General features: G+C 41.6%; 13 protein-coding genes, 1 pseudogene and 1 riboswitch. Of the genes and pseudogenes, 8 read left to right on the top strand and 6 right to left on the bottom strand.

The window, feature by feature from the left end:
* Positions 1-117 precede the first annotated feature (117 nt).
* The 4 genes from ACXAD1_RS05075 to ACXAD1_RS05090 are packed head-to-tail and all read right to left on the bottom strand — an operon-like array spanning position 118 to position 3771.
* Positions 118-897 carry an energy-coupling factor transporter transmembrane component T family protein gene (locus tag ACXAD1_RS05075; RefSeq protein ID WP_474909601.1) on the bottom strand — a complete coding sequence of 260 codons (780 nt, stop codon included), beginning with the start codon at positions 895-897 and terminating at the stop codon, positions 118-120.
* Positions 884-2584, bottom strand: a complete 1701-nt coding sequence (locus tag ACXAD1_RS05080) for an ABC transporter ATP-binding protein (RefSeq protein ID WP_474909602.1) — start codon at positions 2582-2584, stop codon at positions 884-886. Before ACXAD1_RS05080 ends, ACXAD1_RS05075 begins: the two co-directional genes overlap by 14 nt.
* Positions 2568-3164 carry an ECF transporter S component gene (locus ACXAD1_RS05085; protein WP_206835000.1) on the bottom strand — a complete coding sequence of 199 codons (597 nt, stop codon included), beginning with the start codon at positions 3162-3164 and terminating at the stop codon, positions 2568-2570. Before ACXAD1_RS05085 ends, ACXAD1_RS05080 begins: the two co-directional genes overlap by 17 nt.
* Position 3165: 1 nt before the next feature.
* Positions 3166-3771, bottom strand: a complete 606-nt coding sequence (locus tag ACXAD1_RS05090) for a YkoF family thiamine/hydroxymethylpyrimidine-binding protein (protein WP_206835001.1) — start codon at positions 3769-3771, stop codon at positions 3166-3168.
* A gap of 321 nt (positions 3772-4092) precedes the next feature.
* Positions 4093-4194: riboswitch (TPP riboswitch) on the bottom strand.
* A gap of 229 nt (positions 4195-4423) precedes the next feature.
* Here ACXAD1_RS05090 and ACXAD1_RS05095 point away from each other — a divergent pair.
* From ACXAD1_RS05095 to ACXAD1_RS05110, 4 genes are all read left to right on the top strand, one after another.
* The gene (locus ACXAD1_RS05095; RefSeq protein ID WP_370224976.1) at positions 4424-5290 is read left to right on the top strand and encodes a Cof-type HAD-IIB family hydrolase; all 867 of its coding nucleotides are present in this window, start codon (positions 4424-4426) and stop codon (positions 5288-5290) included.
* Between the two features lie 249 nt (positions 5291-5539).
* Positions 5540-7054, top strand: coding sequence for a coproporphyrinogen III oxidase (locus ACXAD1_RS05100; RefSeq protein ID WP_370224978.1), 1515 nt, complete (start codon positions 5540-5542; stop codon positions 7052-7054).
* A 149-nt stretch (positions 7055-7203) separates the two neighbouring features.
* On the top strand, positions 7204-8826 hold the full coding sequence (locus tag ACXAD1_RS05105) for a long-chain fatty acid--CoA ligase (RefSeq protein WP_370225019.1): 1623 nt from the start codon (positions 7204-7206) through the stop codon (positions 8824-8826).
* Positions 8827-9031: 205 nt separating this feature from the next.
* Positions 9032-9823 carry an enoyl-CoA hydratase gene (locus ACXAD1_RS05110; protein ID WP_370224980.1) on the top strand — a complete coding sequence of 264 codons (792 nt, stop codon included), beginning with the start codon at positions 9032-9034 and terminating at the stop codon, positions 9821-9823.
* Between the two features lie 46 nt (positions 9824-9869).
* On the opposite strand, the gene ACXAD1_RS05115 is transcribed toward ACXAD1_RS05110, so the two are convergent.
* Entirely contained in the window at positions 9870-10055 is a 186-nt protein-coding gene (locus ACXAD1_RS05115) for a YhzD family protein (RefSeq protein WP_206835011.1), read from the bottom strand.
* Positions 10056-10233: 178 nt separating this feature from the next.
* On the opposite strand from ACXAD1_RS05115, the gene ACXAD1_RS05120 reads away from it, so the two are divergent.
* Both ACXAD1_RS05120 and ACXAD1_RS05125 read left to right on the top strand, forming a co-directional pair.
* On the top strand, positions 10234-11133 hold the full coding sequence (locus ACXAD1_RS05120; RefSeq protein WP_370224982.1) for an ABC transporter ATP-binding protein: 900 nt from the start codon (positions 10234-10236) through the stop codon (positions 11131-11133).
* Positions 11126-12377: pseudogene (locus ACXAD1_RS05125) on the top strand (ABC transporter permease). The gene ACXAD1_RS05120 and the pseudogene ACXAD1_RS05125 overlap by 8 nt, the downstream one beginning before the upstream one ends.
* Positions 12378-12429: 52 nt before the next feature.
* Here the strand turns inward: ACXAD1_RS05125 and ACXAD1_RS05130 are convergent.
* Positions 12430-13062: a LysE family transporter gene (locus tag ACXAD1_RS05130; protein ID WP_206835018.1), complete on the bottom strand. Its 633-nt coding sequence runs from the start codon at positions 13060-13062 to the stop codon at positions 12430-12432.
* Between the two features lie 212 nt (positions 13063-13274).
* On the opposite strand from ACXAD1_RS05130, the gene ACXAD1_RS05135 reads away from it, so the two are divergent.
* Positions 13275-14504 (top strand): metallophosphoesterase family protein, encoded by a 1230-nt coding sequence (locus tag ACXAD1_RS05135; RefSeq protein WP_474909603.1) that lies wholly within the window; start codon positions 13275-13277, stop codon positions 14502-14504.
* 14 nt (positions 14505-14518) lie between these two features.
* On the top strand, positions 14519-17512 hold the full coding sequence (locus ACXAD1_RS05140; protein ID WP_474909604.1) for an ATP-binding protein: 2994 nt from the start codon (positions 14519-14521) through the stop codon (positions 17510-17512).
* The last annotated feature ends 81 nt before the right edge of the window (positions 17513-17593 follow it).

Here is a 17593-nt window from a genome sequence, read left to right on the forward strand (position 1 = left end):
TCATAGGGGCGCATGGTAAATTAAGGTATTTTTTGCGTTGTTGAAAAAGTTTTACGCACATAAATTGGCTCTATGTGCACAGAAAAAAAATATGCGCACATAGACAACACTCGACTATTAAAGTTCGCCATTATAAAGCTGAAGAAACCCGAATAGCCACGAAATATAGGCACTTGCCAGCACTGTTATTATAAAAAAGGCGAAATATGCCCAATCCTTCCAGGAAACAGTGATTTTATGATAGAAATCCCGGTTTCTATCTCCGGTAAACCCTTTTGATTCCATCGCCATTGCCGTTCTTTCAGCTTTACGGATTGCTCCGGCAAGAAGAGGAACTAAATACCTCTTAAGTTCTGCCATTTTTTCCGAAAGTGTCCGGGCTTTGGGTACTCCCCTGATCCGGTGGGCGCTTCTGATAATTTCAAACTCTTCTTTCATTAATGGCAGAAACCGATAGCCTGCCATGATTCCATATGCAAGCTTCGGAGGGAGCCGGCATTGCTGCATGAGACTGAGCAGGAATTCTGTCGGCTTAGTGGTTAAAATGAACAGAAGGGACAGCGAGGTAAAACTTAAAACCCTCATTCCAAGTGAAAGGGCACGCTGAAAGCCCTCCTCAGTCAATGTGAAGATTCCCCATGTCCATAGGATAGTTTCTCCTTCAATAGTTTTTGAAAAAATCAGAGCTGACCAAATATATATTATAGCCATGAAGATAAATGGCGAGAAAAGCAAAATCCATCTTTTGAAAGAAACCTTACCGAAAATGAAGGTAGCTCCTGCAGTCACCACTAAGGTCAGAAAAGGAGTTACCGGGTCAAAGAAAATTGATAAAATCAATACGCAGACTACCACCGTCAGGGCTTTTATGCTTGGGTTAAATTCATGTAAGAGCAAACTTTTTCCTCCCTTCCACAGCCCCTATTTCGTTCCTGAGTTTTTCTGAGTAAGGAGCCTTTAGAGAAGCAACCTTCATAATCTCATGTTCCTTCCACAATGAATCAGGCACCCCCTCGTAAATTTTCTCTCCATCTGAAAGGATAATCACTTTATCAGCATAGGAATGCAGGATTTCCATGTCATGAGTGATCATCAACACGGAGCCTCCGCTCTGAATCTTTGTTTCCAAAAGCCCCATAAGCTCCGCAGAAGTCCTGGCATCCTGTCCAAATGTCGGTTCATCAAGGAGCAGCAAATCCTGTTCATTCACAAGCATTGATGCAACACTAAGCCGCCGCTTTTGTCCCTGGCTTAAGGAAAAAGGATGTATGTCAGCATGCTGAAGCAGGTTCACTTGGTCCAGAACAGCTAGAACCATTTTTTGTATATCGGCATCTGGTATGCGCTGAATTTTTAAACTGAAGGCAATTTCATTATAGACAGAATCTGCAATAAATTGGTGCTCGGGATTCTGAAAAACGTTACCTAATTTTAGCCTTAACTCTTGTTCCTTCCAATGGGAAAGGGAGCGGTCATTAAAAAGAATATTGCCTTTGGATGGAGCATATAATCCTGCCAGCAGTCTGGAAAGCGTTGTTTTTCCTGATCCATTTGAACCGGCTATTGCCACAAATTCACCTTTTTTAACCGAAAAACTAATATTTTTAAGCAGATCCTTCCCATCTTTATAAAAAGAAAGATTCTCTGCGGTTAGGATGACCTGTTCTTCAAAGCCTTGATGAATAGTCTTCCTTTTATCTAAAATATGAAGTGAAGCATAGGGATTTACAAATCCAGCAATTAATTCCCGATCAGTTAACGGAAGTTTTTCCCCTTTGTAAATCCCTGCTTTTTTTCCTAATAGGCCGGCTCTTACCGGGCTTGGCAGCCAGATACCCTCAAGCAGAAGTTCTTCTGCATACTTATCAAAGCAGTCGGCAGTGCTTCCATTAAATAAAATTTCGCCATCCCGGTTTAGCACCAAGCAGCGGTCGGTCAAATCAATCCAATCATCCAGCTTGTGCTCAATTATTAGAAGGGATAAGGATTGCTCCTCTTTAAGCTCTTTGATGATGCGGGTAAGTTCATAGCTTGAAGCCGGGTCAAGGTTTGCTGTCGGTTCATCCAAAATCAGGATATCCGGTTTTAATGACAATACACATGCGAGTGCAAGTTTTTGCTTTTGTCCCCCCGAAAGGGTGTGGATTAAGGCATGCTTAAATGGCAGAAGATGAACAAGTTCCAGTGCTTCATCAATCTTGTTCTCAATTTCTTCAGGAGGTGTTTTCATATTCTCAAGTCCGAATGCCAGCTCTTCTTCAACTGTTGTCATGCAAAACTGGCTTTCTGGATCCTGAAACACAATGCCGATGTGCCGATTAATTTCACCTGGCCGGAATTCCTCCAGCATTTTTCCCTTGAAAGAAATGGTGCCTTCCAGTTCTCCATCAATGGCTTCCGGATACAATTTATTTAAGCAGAAAGCAAGCGTACTTTTTCCGCAGCCGCTGGGGCCCAATAATAGAACAGCTTCCCCTGGATAAAGACTAAAATTCAAATTCTTAAAAACAGGATTCTTCTCATCTTCATGACGGAAGGACAGCTGTTCTGTTATTAATAGAGGCTGGCTATACTGTAATGCCATTTTCCGATTTTCCCCTTTTCAGCTCTTTTCCTATAGGAAAGCTGTTTAATGCACCAGTTTTTGCAAGACTCTCACTGAGCCATTTCCCCAGCAATCCGGCAAGCAAAGCGCCGCTAATCAGTCTCACGAAAAACATGGCAGCTACATAACCGGGTGAGAGGGCTGCATAGCCTGAAATGAAATAGCCCCAAATAAAGCTTGTAACAGAAGAGCCCATGCCGGCAGCAATTAAAACCCATGTCCGGTAGTTGTTCCATTTTGTTGCCGCAAACACCGCCTCTGCTCCAATCCCCTGTATCATGCCTGAAAGAATCAGGCGAGGGCCTACTGCATTGCCAATCATGACCTCAATGGCTGCAGCGACGGTTTCCGATAAAAAGGCGGCTCCGGGTTTTCTGATTATGTACGCTGCGATGATTGAAACAATAAACCAAATGCCAAAAATCAGATCATAGCCGATTAAGCCAAACATCCCATATAACACGTTCCCAAATTGCATGAACACCAGGTATACAACTGCAAACACAACAGCGAGTACAGACAGGACAATGACCTCACGAAGTTTCCATTTTTCGAGCATATTACACAGCCCCCTTCTTGGAAGGACTGTTCGCAGACATATTCACTGTCATGACAATATGAGTAGAATCGCTTTTCTTACAGCTTTGGAATGCATCTTCCAGCGTTTTAAAAACAGCATGTGCATCTCCATCTAATCTTGAAGCATAATGGACACCTTCAGTAAATGTTCCCTGATCCTTTGCGAGCTCGACCTGCTCCATAATGACGTTCATGTATGAAGGAATCCCCATCGGATACAGTGCGAACTGTACAGCGACTTCCTGGCTGATTCCAGCAGATTTATTTTCATTCGCCTTCTCTTCATTTTCAGCAAGATAAGCATCTCCGGCAGTATCCCCAGGGCAGCCATTTGAAAATGTGCCGTTAAATACCACATGATCACCATGCTTAGCAGCTTCAAGATAAATAGCTTTGACCACATCAAAAACATGAATGGATCTGCCGCGCACACAAGTGCTCACATCATCTGTTTCCATCCATACCTTGCTTGTATCCACTTCTTTTAGAGCAGATAAAATAACATCCACAAACCTGTCAGTCATTGGATAAATCGAAAACCTGCACCCTGTAATCTCACTTGTTCCGCATAGAAAATTTTCCTGCATCTTTCCATCCTCCTAGTTTAGTTTTCATGAAAGGCTATTTTCGCAAGGTTTGTTGCTTTTTGTATATGATTTACTGAGTTGATTGTAGCGGAAGGTGCGAGACTCCTGCGGGAGTAGCGGGACAGGTGAGACCCCGCAGACGCGCAGCGTCGAGGAGGCTCACCGCCCGCCCCGCGGAAAGCGAGCAGCCTGGAGCGGAAATCAACGGACAATATTAATAAGCGAAAAACAACAATTTACACGAAAAGAGCCTAATGAAAATAAAAAACTGCATTCCCATAAGGAAATGCAGTTGAATGATATCAATACACTAGAAATGATAGCCGTTCACCTGCACTTCCCCACGCTGGTATTATCCAGATCGGGTGATAAGAGTCAGAACGGATTGTTCTTCTCAGCCAAAAAGCTCCCCTAGTGCAAAATAAGATATGCAGTTTTTATTGACTCCATCTTAATACGGAGCATCCAAATTGTAAATGACTAATTTATAATTCTTTAAATCATTTGATCTATGAAAACAGACAAACGCCTTCACTAACACAGAAAAGCTATAAAAAATTTCTGCATTGTCCATGTCATGTTCTATTCCAATCCTTCCCTTCATAAAAGTGTAATAGGACAATTTTACACCGAGAAGAGGGGGGCAAATTGGATGATATACAGAATGCTTGCTTTAAATATTGACGGAACACTACTCCAATCAAATGGAAGACTTCATAAATCAACAAAAGAAGCCATTGAATATGTGCAGCAAAAAGGAATTTATGTAACACTTGTCACATCTAGAAGTTTTCCATCCGCGAAAAAAGCGGCCAAAGCATTGAAAATCAATTCTTTACTGGTCACACACAGGGGGGCTTATATTGCAGCTTCTCAGGAAAAGCCGATATATGTAAAAAGGATACAGGAAGATGAAACGTATGAAATCGTGCGCCTGCTTGAAGGCTTTACCTGTCAAATCAGGCTGGTGCACGAAAAATATTCCCTTGCCAACAAAACCAAGCTAAATACCAATATGCTTGCTAAAACGGTTTTTACAACCGGGGATCCCATTTTTTACTCGCAGCAATTTGTGGATTCATTAAGTGACACCATTCTAGATGAGCCGGTCACGCCGCCAAAAATTGAAGTGTATTTTGAAGATAAAGGAGACCTTGAGGATGCCAAGGCAGCCATTAGGGGCATGTTTGAAAATGTAGAAGTCATTAAGCTGGGTGATCTGCGGATGGATATCGTTCCTGCCGGAGTTTCAAAGCTGAATGGTTTGCTTTATTTATGTGAACATCTCGGAATATCCCGAAACCAAATGGTCGTTATAGGCGATTCGGCAGATGACCTGGAAATGATTGAAGCCGCCGGTCTCGGTGTGGCTATGGGAAATGCCCCTGCAGAAGTAAAAAAAGCAGCCGACTGGCTGACCCGATCCAATAACCAGAACGGGGTAAGCTACATGGTTAAAGAACATTTCCGGAAGCAGCATCCAATTGATTTTCTGAAGAAAATGAATCTATTAAAATAAAATCAATGAAAGAGAGTTCGATTAGGTAATCGGCTCTTTTTTTGCTTTGTGAAATTGCCAAAGGAGAAAGGAAGAAGAACCATAAATAATATAAGCAATCCATTAGGAATCATTCCGCCTATATTGACCTTGTTTCCCCATTTCTGTACACTAAAAGAAGTTTGTCAACATGAAAAATAGACACTTTACAGCTGCCGTCAAAAAAAGACATCGGCACATTTAATATATTTACTAAAAAAGGTGATCGATTTGAACATTTCAATTTTAGGTATACAGGATGAACGGTTCCATCGGCCGCTCCGGCTGATCGGGAACCTCTTTTTTGAAGAATGTGCAGTGTTGATGGGTGAGAATGCTGCAGCTGATTTGACAATTAATTTTCAGCTTGAACATGGAAAGCACATTAAGGCCATTGCAGAGCTTTCTGATAAAGATGGAAAGAATCTTTCAGCGAATTTTGAGAAGGAATTCGTTCCGGCTGAGTCAGAAAAAGAGAATTTCAAACAAATAAAAAATGCAGTATCCCATGTATATCTGACTGTTTTGCAGGACTGGACAGGCATTACCCAGAAGTGGGGAATTCTGACTGGGGTACGTCCCACAAAATTGCTTCACCGTGCTATACAGCATCAGACACCTCTCCATGAAGCCCATCAGCAGCTGAAGGAAGAGTATTTGATTACAGATGAAAAAATCCAGCTTATGCAGAATATTGTAAACAGGCAGCTTGCTGTCGTACCGGATCTTTATGACTTAAAAAATGAAGTCAGTATATATATTGGCATTCCATTCTGCCCGACAAAATGTGCGTACTGCACTTTTCCTGCATATGCGATTAATGGCAGGCAGGGTTCTGTCAACTCGTTCCTTGGCGGCCTGCATTTTGAAATGCGCAAAATTGGCGAGTGGCTGAAAGAAAATGATGTGAAAATTACTACTGTCTACTATGGAGGAGGGACTCCGACAAGCATTACGGCGGAAGAGATGGATATGCTTTATGAGGAAATGTATGACTCTTTTCCAGATGTAGAAAACATACGGGAGGTCACTGTGGAAGCTGGCCGTCCGGATACAATCACACCTGAAAAGCTTGAGGTGCTGAAAAAATGGAATATTGACCGAATCAGCATCAATCCTCAGTCCTATATTCAGGAGACCCTGAAAGCCATTGGCCGCCACCATACAGTGGAAGAAACCGTGGATAAGTTCCATTTGGCTCGCAATATGGGAATGAATAACATCAATATGGATCTGATTATCGGACTTCCTGGAGAAGGTGTGCCGGAATTTTCGCATACTTTGGATGAAACTGAGAAATTAATGCCGGAATCCCTGACTGTTCATACTTTATCCTTTAAACGAGCTTCGGAAATGACGAAGAACAAGCAAAAATATAAAGTTGCCGGGCGGGAAGAAATTGAAAAAATGATGGACATGGCTGAGGATTGGACAAGAGGGCATAATTACCATCCTTATTATCTTTACCGTCAGAAAAATATTCTCGGCAATCTTGAAAATGTCGGCTATGCCCTTCCGAATCAGGAAAGCATCTATAACATCATGATTATGGAAGAACAGCAGACAATCATCGGGCTTGGATGCGGGGCCTCCAGTAAATTCATTGATCCTCAGACTGGGAAAATCACTCATTTTGCAAACCCGAAAGATCCTAAATCGTATAATGACAGTTTTGAGCATTATGCAAACGAGAAATTGAAAATATTAAAAGAACTTTTTAATAAACACGAATCCCTGGCCGAATAGGCGGGGATTTTTTCAAAGTAAATATTTTAGAAAATTTAGAAAAATATTAAAGGAATTCCTGAAAATAAAGAGAATGAAATAGGTAATAAAGATCATAGAATTATTTGAATCCAAATGTAAGCGTTTTCTAAAGAGGGGGAATTGTAATGATGATGCAAACACCTTTGACTATGACGCAAATGATAAAGCGTGCTGAAAAGTATTTTCCAAGGAAGACAGTTGTTTCAAGAACAGCCGGAGGAATTCAGAGATTTACATATAAGCAGATTGCAGAACGTACAAGGAAGCTGGCAGAAAGCCTGCAAAACATAGGAGTGGAAAGAGGGGACAAGGTCGGGACACTTGCGTGGAACCATCATCGCCACCTGGAGGCTTATTTTGCCATTCCATGCAGCGGAGCCGTCCTCCATACGATTAATATACGTCTGTCACCTCAGCATATTACTTATATAATTAACCATGCTGAGGATAAGGTACTTCTGATTGATTCTGATATTGTACCCCTAATTGAGAAGGTTAAGGATGAACTGAAGACGGTCAAGGCGTTCATTATTATGACTGATAAAGATGAATTGCCGGAGACTTCTCTTTCGCCGGTTTATCATTATGAGACGCTTATCAATGAAGCAAGCGGTGCATATGAATATCCAGATGATCTGGATGAAAATTCGGCAGCTGGAATGTGCTATACCTCTGCAACCACAGGCAACCCAAAAGGTGTCGTCTATTCCCACAGGGGCATTGTCCTTCACAGTATGGCACTTGGAATGGCAGATAGTGCAGCGGTAAGCGAGAAAGATATCGCCCTTCCAGTAGTGCCGATGTTCCATGTAAATGCATGGGGGCTGCCTTTTGCTGCTGTCTGGTTTGGAACGACTCTTGTGTTGCCGGGACCATATTTTACACCTAAGCTCCTGGCTGAACTTATCCAATCAGAAAAAGTCACCATAACGGCCGGAGTGCCGACAATCTGGCTCGGACTATTAAAAGAACTTGATGAAAATAAATATGACATGAGTTCACTCCGATCGGTTCTTTGCGGAGGATCGGCGGCACCAAAAGGCATGATTAAAGCTTTCGAGCAAAAGCACAAAATTCCATTCATGCATGCTTACGGAATGACCGAAACAAGCCCTCTTGTTGTTATTTCGACTTTAAAAAGCTATCAGGAAGAGTTGTCAGCAGAAGAGAAGCTGGACATAAAAGCCAGGCAGGGCATACTTGTACCCGGATTGGAAATGAAGATTGCCGGCAAGGATGGGGAAGCAGCATGGGACGGAAAGGAAATGGGGGAACTGGCTATAAGAGGTCCGTGGATTGCTTCTGAATATTACAAGGATGAGCGGACAGATGAGGCGTTCCGTGATGGCTGGCTCTACACGGGTGATGTCGTAACCATTGATGAAGAAGGATTTATGAAGATTGTTGACCGGACAAAAGATTTAATTAAGAGCGGAGGGGAATGGATTTCTTCTGTTGATATCGAAAATGCCTTGATGGCTCATGAATCGGTATTTGAGGCAGCGGTTGTTGCTGTACCGCATGAGCAATGGCAGGAACGACCGGTGGCATGCGTTGTGCTGAAAGAGCCATTTAAAGGGCAGACAACAAAAGAAGAACTTTATGAATTCCTGAAGCCGCAATTTGCAAAATGGTGGCTTCCGGATGAAATTCTTTTCTTTGAAGAAATACCAAAAACATCTGTAGGGAAATTCCTGAAAATGGCATTAAGAGATCAGGTCCAAAAAGAATATACAGGTAATGCAAAGTAATAAGGGCCAAGTACAGCATCCTTCTGCGGATGCTGTTTTTTAGTGCAGGTTTTGGAACGTTAAAACTTACTTAATTTCTGCTATAGTTTGGATTTACAGCAAAAACTTGAATAAGTGACAAAATTAAAAATTTTTAGATAAAACACTTTTTAAATATAATAATACTCTTTATAATAAAAGAAGCACAAAAAGGAGGGAAAGGATTTTGACAACAGACTTTGTAACTGATACTGTCAGCGTACAGCTTGATGGCCGAGTAGCCACAGTTGAGATGAACAGGCCGGAATCATTGAATGCATTGAATGTGGAAATGATTAAGGGGCTCTTGACTGCTATGAAGGATATAAGCCAAATGGATGATGTGGATATCGTTGTATTAAAAGGAAAGGGCCGCGCATTTTCCTCAGGCGGGGATATTAAAACAATGCTTTTGGAAACAAATGAAAGCGATTTCCCGGTGGTGATGGATTGTATCAACGAGCTGGTTGTAACTCTTTATAGCATGCCGAAGCTGACAATAAGTGCTGTAACAGGGGCAGCTGCTGGTCTGGGCTTAAGCCTGGCATTGGCCACTGATTATGTTTTGGCAGATAAGGGCAGCAAGCTTGCCATGAATTTTATTGGAATTGGATTAATTCCTGATGGAGGGTCGCACTTCTTCCTGCAGCAGCGCATTGGCGAGGATAAAGCTAAGCATTTAATCTGGGAAGGAAAAGTGCTGACTGCAAATGAGGCTTTACAAATGGGGCTGATTCACGAAATAGCCGAAGCTGAATTAAATACCGCTGTTGATGAAAAATTGAGCAAATGGCTTAACAGCCCAACTGAAGCAATGATTAAGACAAAAAAAATTCTTGCAGATAAAAACCGGCCGCTCCTGCTGAAAGTGCTTGAACTTGAAAAGCTCGGCCAGCATAAAATGAGGCAAACAGAGGATCACAAAGAAGGAATCCGGGCCTTCATTGAAAAAAGAAAGCCTGTATTTAAGGGGAAATAATGACGGCAAGAAGAAAAAGCAAAGAGCTGAGCCCTTTGCTTTTTTACTATCTATGAAACAAAATCAGCTTGCCGGCCGGAGAGGTGCAGCGGTGCGTTTTTTCATCCAATCCTTTTTCCTTAAGAAGGTTTTCTCCCATACTCTTTGCAGCGTCATCTGTAGCTGCCTGGAAGGATTCATCCAAAATCTTTTCTCCGTCCTGTTCAAATGCAGTTAGCTTGTACGTTTTCATAATAAGATACCCCTTTATTATAAAATTCAGATAGTTACTATTATTCTTGCATAGTTTTTATAAATGTGCAAAATATTTTTAAAAGAAATGCCGTAAATTAAAATGCTAAATTTTAAAAAATAGTGAACCTTTTTTATGTTATGTCCGTATTACCAATTAGGCAAAGGAGGAGTTCGATATGGCATTAGAGCTTGAACATGTAACAAAGCGTTTTGGTAAGTTTACTGCAGTTGATGATTTATCTCTATCTATTCCCGAGAGCGAGATGTTTGGGTTTCTGGGGGCGAATGGCGCCGGTAAAACGACTACCTTCCGGATGATACTGGGGCTATTGGATCCCAGCGGGGGAAAGATTACGTGGAATGGAAATCCAATCGATTATTCAACCAGTCCGCTGATAGGCTATCTTCCCGAAGAAAGAGGCCTATATCCAAAGCTGAAGGTCAAGGATCAGGTAGTATATTTAGCTAAGCTGAGGGGGATGGCAAAGCAGGACTGTTTAAAGGAATTAACATATTGGCTTGAGCGCTTTAAGGTTCCCGAATATGCCAATAAAAAAATTGAAGAACTATCAAAAGGCAACCAGCAAAAAATACAGTTTATTACTGCAGTTATACATAAGCCTAAGCTTTTGATATTGGATGAACCATTCAGCGGGCTGGATCCGGTGAATGTAGAACAGCTGAAGGATGCTGTACAGGATTTGAAGGATAGCGGCACAACGATTGTTTTTTCCTCCCATAGGATGGAGCATGTAGAAGAACTTTGTGAGCATTTATGCATCATGCAAAAAGGCCGGCCAGTTGTGCACGGGTCTCTAAAAGAAATTAAACGCTCCTTTGGCAGGAAGAATCTTGTTATCCATGCAGACTATAATTTAAGCTTTTTGGCAGATAGCAGGGGAGTGGTGAAAGCCAGACAGACAGCTGAGGGGATTCAGCTGCAGATTTCCGGAGAAGAAGCAGCTGAAGGCATTTTCAGGGAGGTTGCTGAGAAGGGTTTTGTCCGTAAGTTTGTACTGGAAGAGCCATCCCTGAATGATATTTTTATAGAAAAGGCTGGTGCTTCCTATGAGTAATTTTATGACTATCCTTCTTCATACTTATTTAAGCAAGCTGAAGACCAAGTCATTTATTGCAACAACTCTCATAACTGTGTTGATTGTTGCAGGGCTTGCCAACTTATCAAGCATTATTGATTATTTTAATAAAGATGATGAAGAAAGAGTTGCAGTGATCGATGAGACTGGTGTGCTGTTAACTCCTCTTCAGGAGCAAATGGATGCTCTAAATAACAAGATAGCTTTAATTGCATACAAAGGGTCTGAGGCAGAAGGGGAAACTGCTGTTAAAGATGGAGATTATAAGGGGCTTTTACTGTTATCCTTTAGCACCGATGAGCTCCCTGAAGCGGCCTATAAAGCCAGAAGCATAGCCGATTCAGCCATCCCATCCGAATTGCAGGGCGGGCTGCAAGCAGCTGAAAACACAAATGGCTGCCACCCAAATTAATCTTAGTCCAGAGCAATTAAGCAAGCTATATGAGCCGGTGCCTTTTGATAAGACTGCTCTTGAAGAAAACGCCAAAACAGAAGAAGAACTGAATCAGGCAAGAGGGCTTGTGTATGTTCTATTATTCATCATTTATTTTGCAGTAATCTTATATGCCAATATGATTGCCATGGAAGTAGCAACTGAAAAATCTTCCCGTGTCATGGAAATCTTAATATCCAGTGTTTCTCCAATCAAGCAGATGTTCGCAAAAATATTGGGAATCGGGCTGCTTAGCCTGACACAGATGGCACTTATTCTATTAGTAGGCTATTTTTCAGTCAAACAAAACCTTGATACTATGGAAGGCGGCTTTTTTGAATTCTTTGGCTTTGGAAACATTCCGGCTTCGACCATCGCTTATGCACTCATCTTTTTCATTCTTGGATATTTCCTATATGCCACACTGGCTGCTTTTCTTGGTTCGCTGGTAAGCAGGATTGAAGATATTCAGCAGATGATTACTCCAATGACCATGATGGTTGTGGCAGGCTTTATGATTGCTATGTTTGGCTTAAGCCAGCCGGAAGCATCTTTTGTTACAATCACCTCTTATATTCCATTCTTCACTCCAATGCTCATGTTCATGAGAGTGGGGATGCTGTCACTGCCTGTATGGGAGCCAATTCTTGGAATCGTAATCCTTCTGGCTGCCATTATATTACTGGCCGTCTTTGGAGCGAGAGTTTACAGGGGCGGAGTATTGATGTATGGAAAGTCGAATTCATTTAAGGATATTAAAAAAGCCTTACAGCTTACTAAAAATGAATAATACGAAAAAAGCTCCGTCTTTTTGTGACGGAGCTTTTTTCAATGGGGTTTCATTAAATAAACAATGCCTTTAACCCTTCGAATGCAAAATAAAGCCCAAATCCAATCAGTGATATTCCTGAAAGAATCGAGATGATGATAATCCCTTTTGAAGTAAGGAATCGGCGAAACCCTGTGGTCAGTCCAGCCACAAACAAATCCCAGAGCATGAGACCCAGAAAAATCATTGTACTGTATAAAAAGAGCTCTGTTTTTCCATAGGCTGCTGCTGTTTTTGCAAGAACTGATCCGTAGATGCCCAGCCAGAACAGAATGGAAAGAGGACTGGATATGGACATAATAAATCCGGAAAAAAAACATTTAAACAATGAATCGCGGCTTCGCACATAGCTTAAGGATATTTTATTGGCATTTGCAATGCTCTCAATCCCTGTATATAAGAGTATAAATCCTCCAAAAAGCCACAGGAATATCTGTACGACAGGGGTGTCCAAAAAATGGACAAGACCAAGGTATACAACCAGCATATAAAAGGCATCAGCAAACATGGAGCCCACTCCAACAATCCACGCATGCCAAAATCCATTTTTAATCCCCTTTTCAAGCCTTACAGCATTTACCGGCCCGATTGGAGCTGCCAGGGATAGTCCGAGAAACACATAACTTAAATAAATTCCAATTCCCAATATACCACTCCGCCCTTAAATTTCCCCTGAAGCCGCAAACTTGCCCTTGAGGAAAGAGTACTTGTACATTTTTATGCACAAGCTTTCCAGTCTAAAACAAACTTCAGGAAAATTTTCAGACGGGCACATATAGTTAATTAATTTATGATAGGAACGTGCATTCGCTTTTTGGATGAGGTAAAATGAGAGAAAAGGAATGAAAGGAAGTTTACATGAAAAGGGTTACGTTTATTCATGCAGCTGATTTGCACCTGGATAGTCCAATGTCCGGTTTGAAGCATTTGCCTCCATCCATTTTCAAAAAGCTCCAGGAAAGTACATTTGAAGCATTTACGAAAATAGTTGATTTAGCCATTTTCCACACTGTGGACTTTATCATTTTAGCCGGAGATTTGTTTGATGGTGAAGACAGAAGTATAAGGGCACAAACACGTTTTCGGAAAGAGATGGAGCGGATGGCTGAATCAGGGATTGCTGTTTATGCAGTCCATGGAAATCATGATCATATGGATGGGAGATGGGCTCACCTGCCTATGCCGGAAAATGTCCATATCTTTTCCCATGAAGTTGAAGTGGCGAAGCATATTGCTAAAAATGGTACATCCGTTCACCTTTATGGTTTCAGCTATCCTAAAAGACATGTGGCGGAACGGATGATCGATCAATATAGCAGGGAAAATGGAGCTGACCTGCACATTGGAATCCTTCACGGTTCTTTTGAAGGCAGCAGTGATCACGCTCAATATGCCCCATTCCGAATAAATGATTTGCTTGAAAAGGACTTTGATTACTGGGCTCTCGGCCATATACATAAACGAGAAATCTTAATCTCCCTGCCACCCGTCATTTACCCAGGTAATATACAGGGAAGGAACCGGAAAGAAACTGGTCCCAAAGGATGCTATTTAGTTGAGCTGGATAGTTCTGGTGCAAAGACGGAGTTTCTGGAGGCTGCTCCTGTTATATGGGAGAATGCAGAAATAGATGCTTCAAAATCGGAAAGCTATCAGGAGATTTATGAACTTTGCTTAAGTTTGATTGAAGAAAAGCGCCAAAACAGGATGGGGACAATCATAAATCTGACACTCAAAAATGTATGCTTGTCTGATCATGAATTAAGAAGCATAACGAGCGGTGAGCTGCTCGAATCTTTGCAGGAGGAAGAGGCAGAAGAGGAATCCTTTGTATGGATTTCCGGTATAGAAGTGAACGAAAAAAGATTGTGGAATAAAGAAAAGCTGGCACATGAATCGGATTTTTTCAGTGAGCTTTTTAAAACTGCAGGTCATTTTGCAGAGGGCAGCGAAAGTCCTCTGATCTTGTATGCACATCCACTGGCAAGAAGATTTATAGGAGAGCTTACTAAGGATGAAAAACAGAGAATCGCGGAGGAAGCCGAAGCACTGCTTGTGGATCTTCTATACAAAACTGAAGGATATTGAATGGAGGTGTACCTTTGAGAATTACAGATATACATATTTACGGATATGGAAAGCTTACTGATTTTATACTAAATGATATTCAATCGTTGCAGGTGATCTACGGAGAAAATGAGGCAGGCAAATCTACCATCATGTCTTTTATCCATAGTATCCTTTTTGGCTTTCCAGCAAAGATCCAATCGGAATTAAGGTATGAGCCCAAGGAAGGAGCAAAATACGGCGGCAGGCTTACCGCCATTTTTCCTGATAGAGGGAAGGCGGTCATAGAGCGTGTTAAAGGAAAAGCATCCGGAGATGTCAGTGTCTTGCTTCAGGATGGAACAAGGGGAGGGGATGAGCTTTTACACGATCTCCTTCACCATATTGATAAAGGGCTGTATCAATCTATCTTCTCCTTTAATATCCATGGGCTGCAAAATATAAATCAAATGAAGGGTGAAGATTTGGGGAGGTATTTGTTTTCAGCAGGTTCACTGGGAACGGACCATCTGGTTTCTGCGGAAAACATACTGCAAAAGGAATTGGAAAGCCGCTTTAAGCCGAACGGAAAAAAGCCATCCCTGAATGTAAAGCTAAAAGAAATGAAGCAGCTGCATCAGGAGTTGAAAAAAGCGGAGCAAAATAATGAGCAGTATTGGGCATTACTTCGTGAAAAAGAAAATCTTGAAAACGATTTAAACAGATTGCATCAGAGACTGGACCAAGCTCAGCAGGAGCTGCTCCGTTTAAAAGAATGGCAGGACCTATATCCATTAATAGCAGAGGAGCAAGAGCTGTTTAAAGAACGGGAAAAATTTACAGACCTTTCCTTCCCCGCAAATGGGCTTGCTCTTTTGGAGAAACTCGAAAGTATGATCCAGCCCCTCGAAGGGCGCAGAGCTAGTCTGGAATCCAGAATAATTATCCTGGAACAGGAGCTGGAGAATAATCAGCCGGATTATTTGCTCCTTAAGCATGAGCATCACATCAATGCAGCTGTTGAAGGGCTGCCGTTTTTAGAGAAGTTAAACCAGGAAGAAAAAGAATTATCAATTAAGCTGGATAATATCACAGAAGAAATTTTAAATCTTCAGGAAAGACTTCATCTCCGAATTGATGAACAGCAGCTTGAACAGGCTGACACGAGTGTTTTTATGAAGGAAAAGGTTAATAATGCGCACATTCGCCGAAACCGTCTTCAAGCAATGAAACAGGAATTGGATGATCGATTTATCGATGAAAAGTCAGTGCTGGAAAACACGGAACGAAAAATTGGCGAATTGAAAGAACAGCTTCTTAAGGAAGAGGAACGTTCAGCCATTAAGGAAACATTAAACCACACTGCAGATAGGCATAATATCGAAAAAGAACTGAAGGATACACAGGAGAGACTTCAGTTCCTTCAGATAGCAGAAAAAAAGGAGCAGGAAAAAAGACGGCAGAAAAAATACCAGGAGAAAAGGCAGCTTTTGTTTTTTGGAGTTCTTTTTGCCGCTTTGTCCGGCTGGGGAATTTTTAGCCAATCATGGGTGATTGCAGGTGCAGGATTTATAGGTGCAGCCTTTTGTTTTGCCATTGCAAATAAAAAAGAGCCTGAGGGGCAAGACAGCTTCATTAAAAATGAGATAAAAGCTCTGAGTGAAAAGGAACGCTCACTGCTTGATAAATTAAAGCAGCCTGACATTCAGCATGCAGCCAGCCTGGAGGCACAGCTGAAGAAAGACAGCGACCGGCAAAATCAGCTTATCCAATTTCAGTTTCAGCTTGAACAGGCAAATGAAAAATACGAAAAGGTCATTGCTTCTTTTGAAAAATGGGAGAATGAATGTGCCGAACTTGAAAATGAACTGCTGCAGCTGGGTAAACAGCTATTTCTCCCTCATGAAATCTCCAAAACCTTTTTGAGTGAAGCTTTTAATCTGATTGAACAGCTAAAAGCCCTCTACAGGGAAAAGAAATACATTGCTGAAAGAAAGGCATCAGCAGAAAAGGGAATCAATGAGAAGCTCCATGCTTTTCATAAGCTAGAAGTCTTATTGGATAGCGAGCCGGGAAGTGTACAGGAAATCGGCTATCAATTGAAAAAAAGACTAAAGGAAGAAACGGAAAAACATATTAAGCAGGGTGAAAGGGAAGCCGCTCTTCATGAGTTAAAGCTAGAACACAGCACAGTGCTGGCAGAACTTAGCCACTTTCAAAAAGACTACGAACATCAGATTTCCCTTGCCGGAACCGATGCAGCCGAAGAGTACAGGGAAAAAGCTGCTGAAGCACAGAAATTAGCAGAACTGGAAGAACAGATTAAACAGGTCCGCAAGCAAATTAATCTTAACTCTTTTTCACAGAAAGAAATTAATAAATATTCCAATGTGATAAATCCAGAAGCAGAGATCCAGGCTGTCAGCGAAGAAGCTGTTCTGCTTCAGGAAAGCATTCCTGGCTTACAGAGCAAACTTGCAGAGGTCAAATATGAAATTCAAATCCTTGAAGAGGGCGGAACCTATGCAGAACTCCTTCATAGGTTCGCCTTGCTGAAATCTGAGTTTGAAGAAGAAGCAAGGGAGTGGGCAAAATATGCTGCTGCCAAGGATATATTAGATAGAACGATAAACAGTTTTAAAAATGAACGTTTGCCCAAAATTCTGGGAAAAGCAGAGCAATTTCTTTCTTTTTTAACCAATGGCGGCTATGTACGGATTTTTCCTAAAGAAGAAGGAAGCGGGTTTCTTATAGAAAGCAAGACAGGAGCGGTTTTTGAAGCAAAAGAACTGAGTCAGGCGACTGCTGAGCAGATATATGTATCCTTTAGGCTGGCACTCGCCATGACGATTTATGGCAAGTATCCCTTCCCCATTATTATAGATGACAGCTTCGTGAATTTTGATCAAGTCCGAACTGAAAGAATGATTAACCTTTTAAAGAAACTTAAAGGGAGGCAAATTTTATTTTTTACCTGTCATAAGCATCTTCTGCCGCATTTTCAGGAAGAACAAATATATTCGGTTGCAAAGGAAAAGCTGTCTGTCTAATATTACAGGCAGCTTTTTTATATGTATGGTAAGCAAATCTTACAAAAAGTCACAAGTATTATAAAAAGTGTGTAAAGAAAC

The sequence above is a fragment of the Cytobacillus sp. ABV4_503 genome, assembly GCF_056158445.1.

Excerpts from the sequence above, each read along its gene's own strand:
- ACXAD1_RS05135 (WP_474909603.1), top strand. The coding sequence starts at position 13,275 with ATGAAAAGGGTTACGTTTATTCATGCAGCTGATTTGCACCTGGATAGT.
- ACXAD1_RS05080 (WP_474909602.1), bottom strand. The coding sequence starts at position 2,584 with ATGGCATTACAGTATAGCCAGCCTCTATTAATAACAGAACAGCTGTCC.
- ACXAD1_RS05120 (WP_370224982.1), top strand. The coding sequence starts at position 10,234 with ATGGCATTAGAGCTTGAACATGTAACAAAGCGTTTTGGTAAGTTTACT.
- ACXAD1_RS05090 (WP_206835001.1), bottom strand. The coding sequence starts at position 3,771 with ATGCAGGAAAATTTTCTATGCGGAACAAGTGAGATTACAGGGTGCAGG.
- ACXAD1_RS05095 (WP_370224976.1), top strand. The coding sequence starts at position 4,424 with ATGATATACAGAATGCTTGCTTTAAATATTGACGGAACACTACTCCAA.
- ACXAD1_RS05085 (WP_206835000.1), bottom strand. The coding sequence starts at position 3,164 with ATGCTCGAAAAATGGAAACTTCGTGAGGTCATTGTCCTGTCTGTACTC.
- ACXAD1_RS05105 (WP_370225019.1), top strand. The coding sequence starts at position 7,204 with ATGATGCAAACACCTTTGACTATGACGCAAATGATAAAGCGTGCTGAA.
- ACXAD1_RS05115 (WP_206835011.1), bottom strand. The coding sequence starts at position 10,055 with ATGAAAACGTACAAGCTAACTGCATTTGAACAGGACGGAGAAAAGATT.